Genomic DNA, 15,766 nt, shown 5'->3' with positions numbered 1-15,766 from the left:
GGCAACGAGGTCTGTGGAGCGCAGCCCTCGCCGTCCGGCATCTGACAGCGACTCTGATCACCTCGCCATCGTCCTGTACCGACACGACCCGCCAGGAAGAGCAGCCCTTCCAGCCGGAGCAGTGCCCCGCGCACAGCCCAGAACCATCAGCCGAACGCGGTCGGCACCGGCAGTTTCCAGATTTCGCGACACCTACCAGCAAACCCGGCAGCAGGGAGCATGCACATCACAAAAGCCGGACGAGAACCCTTCTCGTGCAGCTCCCTGGCGGCAGCAACCCCAGTCGTCCTGCCCTGCCGCGTGCCACAGCGGTGCGGCCGTCGCCGGATGGCCGCACCGCTCAACTACCGGGAAGGGCCGGCCCTGCCGCCGGGGCTCAGCTCAGCTCGCGTCCCACGACTGCCCCCAGGTGGATGACCACGCCGACCGCCACCAGCCACGACAGGATGACCATGACGACACCGATGGGGCCGTAGTCCTGTTCGTTCGCCACGATCGTCGCGGAGAAGTAGTGGGCGGAGAACACCCCGAGGCCGGTCCAGCACACGCTGGTGATCAGGGCTGGAGCAAAGAGGGCTCGCCGGGGCACCGCCCCGGCGAGCAGTACGTACATGCTTCCCCACCAGAAGACGACCGCCCAGAGGAAGCCGGTCAGGCTGAGCAGCAGCCACCCGTCGAACACACGGCCGAACGCGGCCTGCGCGGCGGCGTAGACAAGCAGCCCCGCAAGCCAGGTGAGTCGGGCCGCGGTGTTCCGCCATCCGCCTCCAGGAACGTCGAACAGCAATCGGTACCAGCTCTGGAGGGTGCCGGCCACGGCCACGGCTCCGAGCAGGAGCAGGACGACGCTCGCCATGGTGAGGGTGTACGAGCCAGTCGCGGGGGCGAACAGGGATGCCACGGCCTGGGCCGCCTGCTGATCCAGCCCCAGCCAGCCCGCGACGACTGCGGCGGCGTCACGGTCCGCTGCCGCGGTGATGACGATCAGGAACGGAAAGAAGCACAGGAACGCGAGCGAGGCCAGCTGAAAGGAGTGCCCGAAGAAGTCGACCGCCGAGAGCCGGCCCCACAGCCGGCCCACCCCGCTCTCCTCGAACCGACGGACCGTGGCCCGCCACCGCCGGCGCACGCACCCCTGGTGCGTGGGCCGGCGCCGGTGGGATGTGTTCTGACCATCGTCCATGCAATGAAGTGAACCCTGCCGCCGCGCACGGCGAAGGCTTGTGGGCGCGCTGCGGCGGCGGGCGCCACCGCGACGGCGGAGCGGTGGGACGGCCGGTGGATGATCACCAAGTCGACACGCAAGGGGGCGGTGCATGCTGAGGCGCGCTGCGGCGGCGGCTGCCGTGCTTCTGGCGGCAGCAGCCGTCCCCGCCCACGCCGACGGCGACGGTGACGGCCGCGGCGACTCAGACGGCCCGGCTCATGGACGGCATTGGCCTCGCCCGACGCATCGTCGACGAGGCTGCTGCCAGGGCGGCGGAGATCTCACGACGCACGGGGACCAGTCCTTGTCTGGCGACGGTGCTGGTGGGAGAGGATCCCGCGTCGGCCACGTACGTCCGCATGAACGGGCGCGGTGCGCGAAGGCAGGCATCCAGTCCCGGCATATCGGTCCTGCCCGCCACGACCACGACCACGACCACCGAACTGATCGACACCCTCGCCGACCTGTCCCCAGATCCGGAAGTGCACGGCATCCTGCTCCAGCACCCGTGCGGCCGGCACATCGACGAGCGGGCAGCGTTCGAGGCCATCGCTCCGCAGAAGGATGTCGACGGCGTCACCATGCGTTCCTTCGCCGCGATGAGCTTCGGCCTGCCGGGCTTCGTGTCCTGCACTCCGAACGGGATCCAGCGGCTGCTGGAGTCCTACGACGTCGACCTCGCCGGCAAGCACGCCGTCGTGGTGGGACGCAGCGCGATCCTCGGCAAGCCGGCCGGGATGCTCCTGCTGGCCAAGGACGCAACGGTGACCTACTGCCACTCCCGGAGACCTGTCGGCGGTCGTCCGGGAAGCGGACATCGTGGTAGCGGCTGTGGGGCGGCCCCGGCTGATCCGCGGTGAGGACATCAAGCCCGGCGCGGTCGTGATCGACGCCGGATACAGCCCGAGCAACGTCGGCGACGTCGACTTCGACACCGCCCTGGCCCGGCCTGGTCTGATCACTCCGGTGCCCGGCACTTCGTCGGCCGTCAGACGGAGCCGAGTCAGCTCTCAGAGCGATGCTCAGGGCCCCCGTGACTGGGATCTTCATCACTGAACGGGCTGACCAGCAGTTCACCGAAGCCGAGGACCGCCCATGCCGCAGCTCCAGCACGCCAAAGAACCCACCACCGTCCATCCCGGACGACTACGCGCCGCATGGCGGGCGGCCCATGAGCCCGTTGCCGGAGTGTCACGACGGATGCGGATGGTGGCCTACGCCGTTCCGCTGACCGTCCTTCCTTCCGGTATCTGGCGGCTTCCGGCCGCGTTCGGCGACGGTCTCGGACTCGGCGAACGAGCCTATGTCGTCTTCCTGTCGGTCCTGTCCGAAGTCTTCGCGTTCACCGCGATCGGTCTGATCGCCCGCTGGGGTGAGGTGTTCCCGCAGAGGATCCCGTTCCTCCGAAGCCGCCGGGTCCCGCGAAGGGCAGCCGTTGTCCCGGCCACCATCGGAGCTGCGGGCCTCACTCTCCTGTTCACCCTCTTGTTCATCACCTCCGAGCTCGAGGGCACCACTATTCGAGGCGGCGACCTGCCGGCCGACTACCCAAGCCAAGCCGGCGGCTGGGAAGCTGCCTGGTTCTATGTCTGCTACGGGCCGCTGACTCTGTGGGGGCCGCTGCTGGGCGTGCTGACCGTCGCGTACTGGAAACGCCGTTCCGCGGCCGAGAGGACACCTGCGACGGCGTGAGATCGCCCTCGGCTTCTGATGCTCGCGCCGGAGAACAGGGCCATAGGCGAGCAGTGCCGAGGACTCGCTTCGGAAAGCAGCCTCTGCCGGCGGATCACTTGTTCCCCGGCCGCCCTGGGCATGACATCCGATGACCGCCGCCAGCCAGCCTGACGGGCGGCCGGCTGTCCCGCTTCCGCAGCCACGACAGTGCCGTCGTTTGTCCTCGACATTCATGATCTCGCTGATCACCAATTGACTCCGGAACCCGTCGACAAGCGCTGCTTCCAAAGATGATCGAAGCCACACGTACTGCCCGTCGGGCAGCCACAGGGCTGGCTTCGTGTGCTGGCGCGCCACAGCCCGCATGCTCGGCTTCACCCGCGACCGGCACCTGCCCCAGCCGGGCCGCCCCACCGCCCAACTCGCCGAAGGCTTTGCCGCCACCGTTCCCTGGGGATCCGAGCTGGGCGCCTTCATGACCACCAACCACCTCCCCAGAGACCTCCTGACCCGCTGACCCACCCCGTCCCGGCCGTCCCTGTGCGGCGTACCGAGAGGAAACTCGAGGACGGCCGGCTCGCTGCCGACGGTGGGGAGACTGCAGGCAGCGCCCGGCTGCCGGATGACCAGTGGGAGCAGTACTGGCGGCTGCTGGACGCGCCGGAGCAGGTGCAGCACAGGGAGGTGACGAGCGAGCGGCGTAGGATCCCGGGGCGGCACACGCGTTTGAAGATCTCGTGGAGCTGGAGCGGCAGGCCGAGGCGGCGCGCGCCCGCTGCGTGGAATCCCCCGACGGTGAGACGCGCGCGGCCTGGCGGGACGTGGCCGACGTCTTCCAGACTGCCGTCACCGAGTACGCGGCAGCCGAAGGGGAGAGCCGCATCGACGTGGGGATGGCCGCGAAGAAGACCGTCTGGCATCCGCAGGCCGAAGCCGCCTGAAGACAGCGCGCCCGTCTGCGTGATCAGACGGAGGGTCTGGCTTCGTAACTGACGGGCGACACCGCTTGTCACTGAGTTTGGACAGCGCTTGGTGATCACAGGGCAAGAAAATGAGCCCTTTCCAACCTGGGGTGGGAGCCGATCGGTGAATGTGTCGTGCGTCGTTGCAGGCACCGGGATACTTCCTCGGTGACTTTCACCGCACTGCCCCAGCCGTCCCAACTGCTGCGGCCTCGGGCCCTCATGCCCGGAGACCTTGTCGTCGTCGCGGCGCTGTCCGGGCCGCTCGATGCCAGATACGCGCCCGCTCTCGAACGGGCCGTGGCCGAGATCGAACGGATGGGATTCCGTGTGCGTCTCGCGCCGCTCCTCGAAGCTGGACGGCACCACTGGTGGAGCGCGGCGCGGCCGGACGAGATCGCCAAGGAGTTCAACAGTCTGCTGCGTGACCCCGAGGTGCGCGCGATCGTCGCGCACGATGGTGGCCAGACAGTATTCGGATACCTCGACCTGATCGACTTCGACGCGATCAGGGCCGACCCCAAACCGATCCTCGGCTACAGCGACATCTCCCTGCTGCACCTGGTGCTCTACGCGCGCACGGGCCTGGTCGGATTCCATGCCGACATGGCCACGCCCGGTCTCGGCGGGCACTGGCAAGGAGCGTCCGCGGCCCGCCGGACGGAGTTGGGGAGGCTGTACGCGACGCTGCTGACCGACACGGAGCCGATCGGTGCGCTGCCTGCCAGTCCGTCGTGGGAATGCTGGCGTGCCGGGCGTGCCGAAGGTCCGCTGATCGGCGGGGTCATCAACCGCATCGTGCTGGCGCAGGCGACGCCCTCCGCACTGTCGTTCGAATGCCTCGACGGCGCGGTCCTGTTCTGGGAGGAGGCGGGCGGCCAGGCATCGTACGTGTGGAACTACCTCCAGGTACTGCGGCACAGCGGCATCCTCGATCGAATCGCCGGCATGGTCGTGGGAGTTCCGGAGGCGATCGATGGGCTCGACTCACCAGACGGCTCCCCGACCCTGGCCGAGATCCTCCTCGACGTCCTCGGAGACCGCGACATCCCCATCCTGGGCAACTTCGAGGTCGGGCACGCAGGCCCGAATCTGTTGATGCCGGTCGGCATCCGCGTCGCCCTCGACGCGGAGGAGAGGACGTTGTCGCTTCTCGAACCGGTAGTACATGCTCGTGGCCACGGAACCGGTCGGTTGAGCAACGCGGATCAGTGAGAATCTTGCATCCTCAGGCTGGGCCGGTCAGCTCCAAGGTGAGGGCGGCCTTGACCAGGTCGGTGATGCGGGTGGTGCTGCACCGGAGCTTGCGCAGGAGCCGCCAGGCTCGGTTGCTCCACCAGACTTGCTTTTCCCAACGGAGAAGGGACGGCAGGCATGGCGAACAGCGCACTTCTGGTGATGGACGTCCAACGCGACGTCGTGGCCATCGCCGACGACGGTTCCGGATATCTGCCGCGGTTGCGCCGGGCGATCGACGGTGCCCGGGCTGCCAGCATCCCCGTGATCTACGTGGTGATGGGGTTACGGCCGGGCGACCCGGAAATCAGCCCTCGCAACAAGGTGATGACCAATGTCGTGCGGGCCGGCCTGTTCACCGAGGGGGCCCCTGGCACCGAGATTCATCCTGATGTTGCGCCCCAGCAGGGCGACGTGGTGGTTACCAAGAGGCGTGGGAGCGCGTTCTCGGGCAGCGACCTCGACTTGGTACTCAGGGCTCGCGATATCGACAGCCTTGTTCTCACTGGCATCGCCACTAGCGCTGTAGTGCTGTCCACCCTGTGGCGCGCCATCGACCTGGACTTCGGCCTCACCGTCCTGGCGGATGCCTGCCTCGACACCGACCCCGAGGTGCACCGGGTCCTCACCGAAAAGCTGTTCCCGCAGTGGGCAGATGTCGTCGCCGTCGAGGACTGGCTCAAAGCCATCGCACCGCAATAGCAGGAGGCAGTCCGGGCCCTCGCGAGCGGGGCAGGACGGCATCGCCTTCCGCCGGCCGGGTGAGGTCAGTCGGCGGCGTTCTGTGCTGCTGCCCGGGCCTGGGTGAGGGCCAGGCGGTAGGAGTCGGTGCCGGTCTCGAGCCAAGGGTCTGGGCTCGGTGCCGGCCAGGGCTGATGCGGGTACGGGTCTACGAGGGCCGCTGACAGGGCCGGGGCGGCGCGTCGACAGGACGTAGGGTCCCGGGCCCGTTGTGCGGCGGGGGCCGGGGGCAGGAGGTGGGCGGGGATCTGGTTGCCGTGGCGGCGCATGATCTGCCGCTTGGCGCGGCTCTGGAGTGAAGTCGCCCAAGAAGAAGTGAAGTTGGTCCGCTCCTGGTCCGGATCTTGGTGGCGGGGACCGCGGTGGGCGTCGATGCTGTGGGGGTGTCCTTGGATCACCACATGGCTCCGCACACGCAGGTCCGGCTGTCGTCCCTCGGCTGAGCGGTGCGGCGCGGGAGGCTCCGGAGGGCGTGCCCCGTGCTAACGTTGTGCTTTTGCTGTGTCGCTGCTCGGTGCTCCGTTGGGTATCTCTGATCGGCGGCCGCTACCCTGCCGCGCCTTCCTCGGTACGGTCCCTTCGGAGGAAGGCTTTCTGTGAGCGAATCAGCACGTGCCGGTGCTTGGCAGCAGGACTGTGTGTCCGAGGCGTCGGGCGCAACTTCGGCGATGCCCGCCGTGGCTTCCTTCGCACCGCTGGGACTGCCGACCGAGGTTCTGCAGGTGCTCGACGAGCATGGTGTCACTGTGCCCTTCCCCGTCCAGGCGGCGGCGCTGCCGAATGCGCTCGCGGGACGGGACGTCCTGGGCCGGGGCCGCACGGGATCCGGCAAGACGCTCGCCTTCGGCCTGGGGATGCTCGCCCGGACGGCCGGGCGGCGCGCGCAGCCCAAGGAGCCGCTGGCGCTCGTTCTGGTGCCCACCAGGGAGCTGGCGCAGCAGGTCGGTGAGGCGCTCACCCCGTACGCCGAGGCGCTGCGGCTGCGGCTCGCGACCGTGGTGGGCGGCGTGTCCATCGGACGGCAGGCCGCCGTGCTGAGGGATGGCGCCGAGATCGTCGTCGCCACGCCCGGTCGGCTGCATGACCTCATCGAGCGCAAAGCCTGCCGAGTGGGACGGGTGCGCATCACGGTCCTGGACGAGGCCGACCAGATGTGTGACATGGGGTTCCTGCCGCAGGTCACAGAGATCCTGGACCAGGTGCGTCCCGACGGGCAGCGCATGCTGTTCTCCGCCACCCTCGACCGCGACGTCGACCAGCTGGTGCAGTGCTACCTGCGCGAGCCCGCCGTCCACTCCGTGGACCCCTCGTCCAGCGCGGTCTCCTCGATCGAGCACCACGTCTTCGTCGTGCACGGCCCGGACCGGTACGCCCTGACCACGGAGATCGCCGCCCGGGACGGCCGCGTCCTGCTGTTCCTGGACACCAAGCACGGCGTCGACCAGCTCACCCGGCATCTGCGGGCCAGCGGCGTGGCCGCCGCCGCCCTGCACAGCGGGAAGTCCCAGCCGCAGCGCACCCGGACCCTGGCCCAGTTCAAGAACGGGCAGATCACCGCGCTGGTAGCGACGAACGTCGCCGCACGCGGCCTGCACGTCGACGACCTCGACCTCGTGGTCAACGTCGACCCGGCCACCGACCCGAAGGACTATCTGCACCGCGCGGGCCGCACGGCCCGGGCCGGACGCTCCGGCACCGTCGTGACACTCGTCGTCTCGGGACAGCGTCGCGAGACGAGCCAGGTCGTGGCGGACGCCGGCGTCGCCCCCAAGGTCACGAAAGTGCGGTCCGGAGAGGCGGAGCTGAGTCGGATCACCGGCGCCAAGGCCCCCTCCGGAAAGCCTCTCGACGGCGGGTCGGCCGTACCGCGCCCCAAGAACCACAACGTGCCGTTCGGCGGCCTGGGCAGTACCAAGGACGCGAAGAGCGGTTCCGGTGGCAGGTCGTCGTCCCGCAAGAGCAGCGAGGCCCGCAAGCTCGCGGAGGCCCGCAAGGCGGCCCGGGTGCGGCGCGGCGGCTGAGACCGGCTTCCCGGGACTGCCTGGCGGTGTCTTCGTCTACGTTGCTGGACGGATACGCGAGAGCGGAGCTCGGCCGGGGTGCACCGGACGGCGTCACGTACGAGTGACCGCGCGCAGGGGGAGGCGTGCAGCGATGGTGAACGGCGCGGACCTGCCACGGGGATCGCCGTCTACACCCGATGTCCCGGGCCCCGGGGACGGCGAGGGTGTGGCTCACGCCGCCGGGGCCGGCGAACAGGTCGAGGATGATCCGCCTCATGAAGCTGGCTCGAAACTTTCCTGTGCTGGCTCGGCTTCGCCACGGCAGGCCCGGGGAGAGCAGCCGTCGACCACACCGTTCTCCAGCTCCTCCGCGCCGATTCGTGCGTCCAGCGGCTGCTTGGGGGCGGCCGATTCGGCGACAGTGACGTGGCCGCTCAGGGCCCGGGCAAGCGGTTACCGGGAGCGGTGCAGGAACGCCTGCCCGAGCAGTCGACCCGCCGCACGAAGACACTCCCCGGTGCGAAATACTCTCCCGATGAGTTCACGCACATCCCCGATCAGCCAGCCGATCACGATACGGAGGGCCGTCGCGCGGGATGCCAAACGGCTCACGCGGCTTGTGCGCGGCTCAGGCGCCTACGAGGGTAAGTACGCAGCCGCAGTGGCGGGCTACCGGGTCGGTCCTGATTACATCGAGGCCCACCGCGTCTTTGTGGCCGTCGCCGCCGACGAGCATGGAGGCCGGGTCCTCGGGTTCTACTCGCTCGTCCTCGCTCCACCGGAGCTCGATCTGCTGTTCGTCGCCGACGAAGCGCAAGGACGGGGTATTGGACGGCTGCTCGTGGCGCACATGCAGTCCGAGGCCCGTGCCGCCGGGCTCGACCGTCTCAAGGTCGTGTCGCATCTTCCCGCCGAGGACTTCTACCACCGTGTTGGTGCGGTGCGGACCGGGACCGCGTTCGCGAACCCACCCGCCGTGCCGTGGGACCGTCCCGAATTCGAGTTTCGCATTCCTTCGGCATGACGCGGTGTGCCGGTCCGCAGGGCACCGGCTTCGCCTGCATGGTGACCGCATGCAGGAGCCGCTGGACGCCACGCGCTTGGTGTGTGTCGTCCCCTCTGCCCTGGCGGGGTGATCGCTTGCGCGAGCGGCCTCCCGTGGCTGCTTCCTTGCCTCCGGCACTCCCTCGAACACGGCAGCCAGGGCGTCCGACGCCGCGTCCACCTCCTGCGCGGACAGAGCACTGTCGACGAAGCGGAGCGCTATCGCATCCGGGTTCTTCGCTACACGTGCCTTCCAGGCAGCCACGAGCGAATCGTGCACCGCAGCCGTTCCCGCACCGGACCCGGCGAGGGACGCCACGTCACGCCAGGGTTTCTCGTCCACCGTCATGTGCTGTCCTTCCCGTCCGCATCGACTCGGACGCATAGAACGCACGCCGGGTGCAGGGGAAGGCCAACGGCGCCCGGCCGCGTATGGACAGTGCGCGGTTGACGGTGGCGACGTCCATCTCGTCTGACCGCGCTGCCGCCAGCTCGGCCAGGGCCTCCGGCAGTGTCGGGTCGTCGATCGCGGTGACGGGGAAGACGGGCGGCTCCGCGCCTCGGCGGGCGGGTCCGGTCGGCGCGGGTTCGCCGGTGAGCATCCATACCCATGTCGTCAGCGAGATCCGGTAGATCCGTGCGGAGGACTTCGCGATGCCCGCGCCCGTGAGGTACCGCTCGACCGCTGCGGTGTACGACGTACGGGGCGGGCAGGGGCATCACCCGGGCGTGCGGCAGCCGGAGCGCACCCCCCGCTCCCGGGCTCGGTCACCGGTTCGATCGTCACGTTCGTCCCGCCTCTCCGGCTCTGCCGCAGTAAATCCGGCATTTACTGCGGCAGGCACAGGCGGGCCGTCTCCAATCCGATGGAGCGTCAAATCATGTGACGCCAAACTGCACTCTCTGCGTGGTTCCTACTCGACCGCACATCGCTGCTGTTCAGGCACTACTGCGTCCACTCGTACGCGTGATCGGAGACGAATTCGGCAAAGGCGCGCGGCGGACGGCCGGTCAGTTCGAGCACCGCAGTGCTGACCTGGTCTTCGCGTCCCTCCTCGATTCCGCTCTCGACGGCGGCAAGGGCGTCTGCGAACTCGGTCGGCATGCCGGAGGCACGGTAGGCGGCTGCCTGTTCCTCCTCCGTAATACGCTCCACCCGAACCTGTCTGCCGGTCTGCGCGGTGATGATTTGCGCGGCCTGTGGATAGCTCATCCCGTGCGGCCCGGTGATCAGGTAGTCGCTTCGAGCGTCCACCTCCAGGTCAGCCAATAGCGCGGCAGCACTGGCCGCGATGTCCCGCGCATCGACCCACCCCAGTTTGCCGTCACCGGCTGCGGTGCGGATCTCACCGTGTCGATGGATGTGCTCGGCCAGTGGGTGCGGGCGCAGGAAGTTCTGCATGAAGCCGGACGCGCGGAGTACGACACCTCCGGGATGAGCCTGGACCTGAGCGGCCATTTCCACAGCGCTGTGCGCGTTCGGCAGCACAATCGCGGAGCCGAGCATCACGAGGCGCTGGATACCGGCCCGCTGTGCTTGGCGCAGGAAGGGCTCGACGAGCGGCAGCGGGTCCACACTCTCCACCGGGGGAAGCAGGAAGACCCGGTCCATCCCGTCGAGCGCACGTCCATATGTGGTCGGGTCGCTCCAGTCGAAGCGGATCGCATCAGGATCGGCTGCGGCCGGGTTCCGGCTGGCGACCCGAGCCTGCACACCTGCGCTGCGGAGCACTTGCACCAGCGTCTTACCGGTCTTGCCGGTCCCTCCGGTCACGAGCACTCCGGACATCAGGCGTCCTTCCTTTCAAGCGAGTCGATCAGCCCGGCGAGACCCCCGGCAGCGGCGGCCGCCGCCAGCGGGCTCCAGTAATCCCGGAACAGAGCGATCAGCCCGTCGCGGACCGTGAGAACCACGATGTAGTCCAGGAGGTAGGGCTGGGAGGTGGCCACGGTGCGGCCGGTGGCCGTCCACTCCACCACGACGGTGTCCGTTTCATCCGTGGGCCGCACGGTAAGCGCGGCCACCTCCCTCATGTCCATCAGCTCCGGATAGTGAGCGAGATAGGCGCGTACCTCCTCACGTCCGCGGAGAACGCGAGGGGAGCCCCCGGATGCGAAAGGGAATTCCGCAATTCCGTCAGGCGCCCACAGATCTGCCACGGCATTCATGTCTTTGGCCAGCATCAGGTCGATCATGCGGCGAAAAGTCTCCTCAGGAGTGCTATACACCATTCCTCCTCGTAGTCAACAAACCGACCGGACCACCATGCACAGCAGATTTGTGGGCGCGGAACGGACAACTAAGCCCCGGACCAACAGTACGAGGCTCAGCTGTCCCTCCTGTGACAGCATGGAGGAGTGAGCAGCCAGGAACTCGCAGACTTTCTCCGCCGCCGCCGCGAGGACCTGCGACCAGAAGATGTGCCGGCCGAAGCGACGCTTCCACCAAGCCGGCGCGCCCGTCGCACACCCGGACTGCGCCGCGAAGAGGTAGCCGCCCTGGCACAGGTGTCGGTGAGCTACTACGAACGACTGGAACAGGCACGGGCACCCAGGCCCTCACCGCAGGTGCTGTCTGCACTGGCGACGGCTCTTCAGCTCACTGAAGCAGAGCGTGACCATCTGGCCCGCCTGGCCGGACAAGTGCTGCCGGCAGAGAACGTCGGCACGCCAGAGCACGTACCCAAGGATGCCCAACATCTACTCGGCAGACTTGACGGCATCCCTGCCTACATCGTCAACCACCGGCAAGACATCGTCGCCTGGAACGCAGCAGCCGCAGCTCTGATTACAGACTTCTCCCGTCTCTCGCCTGACGAGCGCAACCTCACGCGCATCTCGACGAGATTCCGTGACACCCTCTGCACCGGCGCACCCGGTTCGGAGTCCGATTTCTCTCAGCAGACATCCGCTCAATTGCGCGCAGCCAGCGTTCTGTATCCGACAGATAACGTGCTCGCAGAGCTAATCAACGAGTTCGCAACGCACGATCCGGATTTTGCGAGCAGCTGGCGCAATCACGCTGTGCGCCCCATACCCAGCGTGCGAAAAAACCTACATCACCCCACACTAGGCGAGCTCGAAATCGACCGGCACACCCTCAGCCTGCCCGGCTCAGGTTTCTCCTTGGTGATGTACACGGCAGAGGCTGGCAGCCCCAGCGCCGCTGCACTGAAGAGCCTCTGACCGCTGCCACCACGGAAGCCACCGTGTCCGCCGAGGTCGGGCCGCGCGGGAGGAACCGTAGCCTCGGGACGGAGAACTGCCCACTCTGGAACTTCACGCACCTGTTTCGAGTAGGCCCAGGGCAGCCGCGTGCCGGTGCCGCGCCACGCTGGCGCGGTCCGATCGACGTGCCGTACCTGCGCAGGTTCATACTTTCTCCACGGTGGAACGTACAGCCTTGCCGTCTGCGGCCCGAGGGCCGGGAACTGTCGCCGCGGTGAGGTTGAGGCGGGTGCCCATGTCGAGGTTCACCTCACCGTAGCGTCGGACGTGCGACCAGAACAGCGGGGCCGGGCCGCGCCGGTCGGCGGGTGTGAGGAGGTCCTCCCACTCTGGTTCGCCGAGGACGTCCTGGAGCATCAGGGTGTTCACGTAGACCAGGGCGAAGTGCAGGATGCGCAGGCACAGGACGAATATCTGCTGCTCGTCGCATCGATCTCTCCTCCCCTGCCGTAGGCGATCACGGAAGTTGGCGCCGTTGGAGGACTCCATGACATTCAGGCCCTCCTCGATCTCCCGCTGGAGGTCCCGATGCCACAGGTAGCGGGCCACGAAGATGGCCTTCTGCGCGCGGCCGACCTCCAGCATGGCTGCGTAGGTGAGGTGGGAGGCGTTGCGGGTGAAGCGGCGCAGAATCGCCTCGGTCGACGCGGTCCTGGTACGGATCGCGGTGGCGTACTTGCTCATCTGGTCGTACTGCCGGGCGATGAGTTCCCAGCTGATCGCGCGGGTCAGCGCCAGGGTGAGCTGCGGGTAGGCGTCCGGGTCGCCGGAGCTGATGGAGCTGACTGTCGGCTGTCATCGGGCCAGCACAGACGACGGCACCGGCCTGGTCCACCACCGCTTGGTGAGCAAGGTCATCAAGGCCCGCCGCTGGGGCGGCGAGGTCGGCCGTCGCGGCGTAATCGATCAGGCGACGGCCGCACTTCCCCTGGGCGACCTCAGCTCTTCAAGCACGCGGCCTGGCCGGATGCTTGAGGGCTGAGGTTCAGGTCAGGGGGTCTGGGCCAGCCCCTCGCAGGAAGAGGTCGACGACGTCCTGGGCCAGGCGGTCGGCGGACGCCTGAGTGCAGTCGTCCTGCAGGGGATGAACAGTGGCGGCGAGCTCCATGAAGGCGGTGGCGAGGAATCCTGGGTCGGCTTGCCGTAGTTCGCCCGTGGCCACCGCCTGGGCCATGAGGTCGGTGACGGGCTGGATGAGGCCGCGCACGTACGCGTGGGAGACCTCGGCGCGCTGGTCCTCCTCGAGATGGCGGGAGGCGTAGTAGATCTGGTTGCTGAGCGCGGAGTTGTAGGTGCCTTGGGCGTAGGAGGCGGCGAGGGCGAGGAGCTTGTCGCGCAGGGCGCCGGGAGTAGCGAGTGCGCTCTGGAGGAGTGCCGAGGCTTCCTTGGTGTAGTGGTCGGCCACCTCCATGAACAGGGCGGGCTTTCCGCCGGGGAAGTGGTGGTAGAGGCTGGCCTTCTTCACGTCGACTGCTTTGGCGATGTCGTCGAGGGAGACGCCGAGGTAGCCGTAGTCGGCGAGTCGGCGGGCGAATTCGTCGCGGGCACGGGTGCGGGTGTCGCTCTGGCGGGGCATGGTGGTCAGACTCCTGTACGGGTACGGCGGGTCAGGGTGAGGTGGGCCGCGGCGGCGCCCGCCACCAGGAGGGCGAGAGCGACGAGGGTGCCCGGCAGCAGGTTCTGCTCGTTCCAGGGTGCCGTGAGCAGGCTGCGCATGGCTTCCAGCGGCGGGGTGAGCGGGTTGATGTCGGCAGCGTGGGCCATCCAGCCGCCGAGTTGGTCACGCGGGACGAAGGTGGCGGTGAAGAAGGAGAGCGGGAAGAAGACCAGGGTCACGGAGCCGACTGCCGAGCTGTTGCCGGTGTGGAGGCCGACCGCGGCGGCCAACAGCAGGAACCCTGCCCCCAGCAGGACGGTGGCGCCGATGAGCGCCAGGACGGCGGGGGTCCCGGAGACGGGGTTCAGGCCGAGCAGCAGGCCGAGTCCGGTGAGCGCGGCGGCCTGAGCGGTCAGGACGACGACGCCTGCCAGGACGGGGGCGCTGATGAGGGTCCAGCGTCCGACGGGGGTGAGCCAGAGCCGTGCGTGGTAGCCCGAGCCAATGTCGCTAACGAGCAGTTGCCCCGCGGTGGCGCCGCCGGTGAAGGCGGTGGTGAGCAGACACAGCGGCAGGACCACGTCGATGTAGCGACCGCCGGGAGTGGCCGCGGCCGTGACCGAGGACAGCTGCCCCTCATAGATGATCATGAAGAACGCGCTCGTGAGCAGCGGCGAGAGAAGCAGCGAGGGCGTGCGGAGGCAGGACTTGAGCGAGCGGGCGGTCAGTGGTCCCAGGGCCGCCAACGACTTCGGTGCTGCGGGCGGGCCTGCGGGGCCGGCGGCGGTGGTGATCGTGCTCATGCGGCGATGCCTTCCGGGGTGAGGGCCAGGCGGAGGAAGACGTCCTCCAGGCTGGGTTCGTCGACGGTCAGGGATTCGGCGTGCAGGCCGGCGCAGGCAAGGGTGAGCAGCGTCTCCCCGTCGACTCCAGGGCGGGCGAGCCGGATGCTCACCGCGTGAGGGGCGGTTTCGGCCGTGTGGAGCTGCTCTCCCTTGGCGGCGAGCAGCTCCCGGGCCTGGCCGGCGGCGGAGGCATCGCGGAATCGCAGGGTGAGGACACGGTCGCCGACTTCGTCCTTGAGGACGTGCGGGGCGGCGGAGGCGATGAGGCGTCCGGCGCGGAGGATGCCGACGCGGTCGCAGAGCTGGTCGGCCTCTTCCAGGTACTGGGTGGTCAGCAGGACGGTGACGCCGTGGCTGGCGGCCAGTGCGCGGATCTCGTCCCACAGGTCCCGGCGGCTGGCCGGGTCGAGCCCTGTGGTGGGTTCGTCGAGGAAGAGGACGTCCGGGCGCTGGACCAGAGCGACGGCGAGGTCGACACGGCGGCGCTGGCCCCCGCTGAGCTTGCCGACCGGGGTGTCCGCGAAGTCCTGTGCGTCGAAGGCGGTGAGGAGCTCGGCGCAGCGTGCGCGTGCCTGCCGGGCGGTGAGCGACTGGAGCTGTCCTTGCAGGCGCAGCAGTTCGCGGGCGGACATCAGAGGGTCGAGGGCAGTGCCCTGGAGGACGACTCCGGTGCGGCGGCGGACCGTTCCAGGGTCACGGGAGACGTCGGCTCCGGCGACCTGGGCGGCGCCCCGGGAGGGGCGGAGCATGGTGGTGAGCATCCGGACGGTAGTGCTCTTGCCTGAGCCGTTGGGGCCGAGCAGGCCGTAGACCTCTCCGGGTTTCACCTCCAGGTCGAGCCGGTGCACCGCGGTCTGCTCGGCGAAGTCCCGGCCGAGCCCGATGGCACGGATGGATGGGCTGGCGACGCTGTCCATACTTGAAACCTACCTATCGATAGGTAGGTTAGCAAACACGAGTCCCTCAGCCACCGGGACTCCGGTCATCAGATGCATCCGCAGCGGTGTGCCGAGTCGTTCTGACGGCCATACCCCGAGCTTCCCCGGTCCGGAAGAAGGTCAGGGCATGCGCGGAGGCGGAGGGTGTCGGCTCGCCCTTGCCGTCGGCTTGATCGCCGTCATGATGAAGTGTCCCGAGTGGGGGGCCGGGGGGGGGGGGGGCCGGGCCCCCCCCCGCCCGGGGGGGGCGCCCCGGCCGAGTCCGGACACCACCCCCCCCCAGGACAAAAC

The 15,766-nt window shown here is 68.6% G+C and carries 20 protein-coding genes and 1 pseudogene; 11 read left to right on the top strand and 10 right to left on the bottom strand.

Annotation, left to right across the window (positions count from 1 at the left end; translation table 11 throughout):
• Nucleotides 1-376 precede the first annotated feature (376 nt).
• A complete protein-coding gene (locus ACIGO6_RS39135) occupies nucleotides 377-1,183 on the bottom strand; it encodes a ribonuclease BN (protein ID WP_399885156.1) in 807 nt (268 codons plus the stop codon).
• Nucleotides 1,184-1,425: 242 nt separating this feature from the next.
• Between ACIGO6_RS39135 and ACIGO6_RS39130 the strand changes: the two genes are divergently transcribed.
• The 6 genes from ACIGO6_RS39130 to ACIGO6_RS39105 all read left to right on the top strand — a co-directional run bounded on the left by ACIGO6_RS39130 (nucleotide 1,426) and on the right by ACIGO6_RS39105 (nucleotide 5,058).
• The gene (locus ACIGO6_RS39130) at nucleotides 1,426-2,067 is read left to right on the top strand and encodes a tetrahydrofolate dehydrogenase/cyclohydrolase catalytic domain-containing protein (RefSeq protein ID WP_399885154.1); all 642 of its coding nucleotides are present in this window, start codon (nucleotides 1,426-1,428) and stop codon (nucleotides 2,065-2,067) included.
• Nucleotides 2,027-2,263, top strand: coding sequence for a hypothetical protein (locus tag ACIGO6_RS39125; RefSeq protein ID WP_399885152.1), 237 nt, complete (start codon nucleotides 2,027-2,029; stop codon nucleotides 2,261-2,263). Before ACIGO6_RS39130 ends, ACIGO6_RS39125 begins: the two co-directional genes overlap by 41 nt.
• A gap of 39 nt (nucleotides 2,264-2,302) precedes the next feature.
• On the top strand, nucleotides 2,303-2,899 hold the full coding sequence (locus ACIGO6_RS39120; RefSeq protein WP_399885150.1) for a hypothetical protein: 597 nt from the start codon (nucleotides 2,303-2,305) through the stop codon (nucleotides 2,897-2,899).
• A 346-nt stretch (nucleotides 2,900-3,245) separates the two neighbouring features.
• A complete protein-coding gene (locus tag ACIGO6_RS39115; RefSeq protein ID WP_399885148.1) occupies nucleotides 3,246-3,398 on the top strand; it encodes a hypothetical protein in 153 nt (50 codons plus the stop codon).
• Nucleotides 3,399-3,618: 220 nt separating this feature from the next.
• Nucleotides 3,619-3,822, top strand: a complete 204-nt coding sequence (locus ACIGO6_RS39110; RefSeq protein ID WP_399885146.1) for a hypothetical protein — start codon at nucleotides 3,619-3,621, stop codon at nucleotides 3,820-3,822.
• Nucleotides 3,823-4,011: 189 nt separating this feature from the next.
• On the top strand, nucleotides 4,012-5,058 hold the full coding sequence (locus ACIGO6_RS39105; protein WP_399885144.1) for an LD-carboxypeptidase: 1,047 nt from the start codon (nucleotides 4,012-4,014) through the stop codon (nucleotides 5,056-5,058).
• A gap of 13 nt (nucleotides 5,059-5,071) precedes the next feature.
• On the opposite strand, the pseudogene ACIGO6_RS39100 reads toward ACIGO6_RS39105, so the two are convergent.
• Nucleotides 5,072-5,170, bottom strand: a pseudogene (locus ACIGO6_RS39100) (IS5/IS1182 family transposase); the annotation flags it as partial.
• Nucleotides 5,171-5,217: 47 nt separating this feature from the next.
• Here ACIGO6_RS39100 and ACIGO6_RS39095 point away from each other — a divergent pair.
• Nucleotides 5,218-5,781, top strand: a complete 564-nt coding sequence (locus ACIGO6_RS39095; RefSeq protein WP_399885142.1) for a cysteine hydrolase family protein — start codon at nucleotides 5,218-5,220, stop codon at nucleotides 5,779-5,781.
• A 65-nt stretch (nucleotides 5,782-5,846) separates the two neighbouring features.
• On the opposite strand, the gene ACIGO6_RS39090 is transcribed toward ACIGO6_RS39095, so the two are convergent.
• Nucleotides 5,847-6,218, bottom strand: coding sequence for a hypothetical protein (locus ACIGO6_RS39090; protein ID WP_399885140.1), 372 nt, complete (start codon nucleotides 6,216-6,218; stop codon nucleotides 5,847-5,849).
• Between the two features lie 270 nt (nucleotides 6,219-6,488).
• On the opposite strand from ACIGO6_RS39090, the gene ACIGO6_RS39085 reads away from it, so the two are divergent.
• Nucleotides 6,489-7,841, top strand: coding sequence for a DEAD/DEAH box helicase (locus ACIGO6_RS39085; protein WP_399885138.1), 1,353 nt, complete (start codon nucleotides 6,489-6,491; stop codon nucleotides 7,839-7,841).
• Nucleotides 7,842-8,358: 517 nt separating this feature from the next.
• The gene (locus ACIGO6_RS39080) at nucleotides 8,359-8,847 is read left to right on the top strand and encodes a GNAT family N-acetyltransferase (protein ID WP_399885136.1); all 489 of its coding nucleotides are present in this window, start codon (nucleotides 8,359-8,361) and stop codon (nucleotides 8,845-8,847) included.
• Nucleotides 8,848-9,187: 340 nt separating this feature from the next.
• On the opposite strand, the gene ACIGO6_RS39075 is transcribed toward ACIGO6_RS39080, so the two are convergent.
• The 3 genes from ACIGO6_RS39075 to ACIGO6_RS39065 all read right to left on the bottom strand — a co-directional run bounded on the left by ACIGO6_RS39075 (nucleotide 9,188) and on the right by ACIGO6_RS39065 (nucleotide 11,063).
• Complete coding sequence (locus tag ACIGO6_RS39075; protein WP_399885134.1) at nucleotides 9,188-9,469, bottom strand: hypothetical protein; 282 nt, start codon at nucleotides 9,467-9,469, stop codon at nucleotides 9,188-9,190.
• Nucleotides 9,470-9,813: 344 nt separating this feature from the next.
• Complete coding sequence (locus tag ACIGO6_RS39070; RefSeq protein ID WP_399885132.1) at nucleotides 9,814-10,656, bottom strand: NAD(P)H-binding protein; 843 nt, start codon at nucleotides 10,654-10,656, stop codon at nucleotides 9,814-9,816.
• Nucleotides 10,656-11,063 carry a nuclear transport factor 2 family protein gene (locus ACIGO6_RS39065; RefSeq protein ID WP_399885130.1) on the bottom strand — a complete coding sequence of 136 codons (408 nt, stop codon included), beginning with the start codon at nucleotides 11,061-11,063 and terminating at the stop codon, nucleotides 10,656-10,658. The genes ACIGO6_RS39070 and ACIGO6_RS39065 overlap by 1 nt, the downstream gene beginning before the upstream one ends.
• 162 nt (nucleotides 11,064-11,225) lie before the next feature.
• On the opposite strand from ACIGO6_RS39065, the gene ACIGO6_RS39060 reads away from it, so the two are divergent.
• On the top strand, nucleotides 11,226-12,053 hold the full coding sequence (locus ACIGO6_RS39060; RefSeq protein ID WP_399885128.1) for a helix-turn-helix transcriptional regulator: 828 nt from the start codon (nucleotides 11,226-11,228) through the stop codon (nucleotides 12,051-12,053).
• Between the two features lie 186 nt (nucleotides 12,054-12,239).
• Here the strand turns inward: ACIGO6_RS39060 and ACIGO6_RS39055 are convergent, their stop codons facing one another.
• Nucleotides 12,240-12,800, bottom strand: coding sequence for a Tn3 family transposase (locus ACIGO6_RS39055; protein WP_399885209.1), 561 nt, complete (start codon nucleotides 12,798-12,800; stop codon nucleotides 12,240-12,242).
• Between the two features lie 70 nt (nucleotides 12,801-12,870).
• On the opposite strand from ACIGO6_RS39055, the gene ACIGO6_RS39050 reads away from it, so the two are divergent.
• On the top strand, nucleotides 12,871-13,077 hold the full coding sequence (locus ACIGO6_RS39050) for a hypothetical protein (RefSeq protein WP_399885126.1): 207 nt from the start codon (nucleotides 12,871-12,873) through the stop codon (nucleotides 13,075-13,077).
• Between the two features lie 3 nt (nucleotides 13,078-13,080).
• Here the strand turns inward: ACIGO6_RS39050 and ACIGO6_RS39045 are convergent, their stop codons facing one another.
• Genes ACIGO6_RS39045 through ACIGO6_RS39035 form a run of 3 tightly spaced genes read right to left on the bottom strand, consistent with a single transcriptional unit; the run spans nucleotide 13,081 to nucleotide 15,454 of the window.
• Nucleotides 13,081-13,671, bottom strand: coding sequence for a TetR/AcrR family transcriptional regulator (locus ACIGO6_RS39045; protein WP_399885124.1), 591 nt, complete (start codon nucleotides 13,669-13,671; stop codon nucleotides 13,081-13,083).
• Between the two features lie 5 nt (nucleotides 13,672-13,676).
• Nucleotides 13,677-14,495: an ABC transporter permease gene (locus tag ACIGO6_RS39040; RefSeq protein WP_399885122.1), complete on the bottom strand. Its 819-nt coding sequence runs from the start codon at nucleotides 14,493-14,495 to the stop codon at nucleotides 13,677-13,679.
• Nucleotides 14,492-15,454, bottom strand: coding sequence for an ATP-binding cassette domain-containing protein (locus tag ACIGO6_RS39035; RefSeq protein ID WP_399885120.1), 963 nt, complete (start codon nucleotides 15,452-15,454; stop codon nucleotides 14,492-14,494). Before ACIGO6_RS39035 ends, ACIGO6_RS39040 begins: the two co-directional genes overlap by 4 nt.
• Nucleotides 15,455-15,766: the final 312 nt, after the last annotated feature.

It is taken from the genome of Streptomyces sp. NPDC053750 (genome assembly GCF_044544295.1).
Classification (GTDB): Bacteria; Actinomycetota; Actinomycetes; order Streptomycetales; family Streptomycetaceae; genus Streptomyces.
Note: the sequence above shows the minus strand (reverse complement) of the source record. Positions and strands in the feature narration are given on the sequence as shown.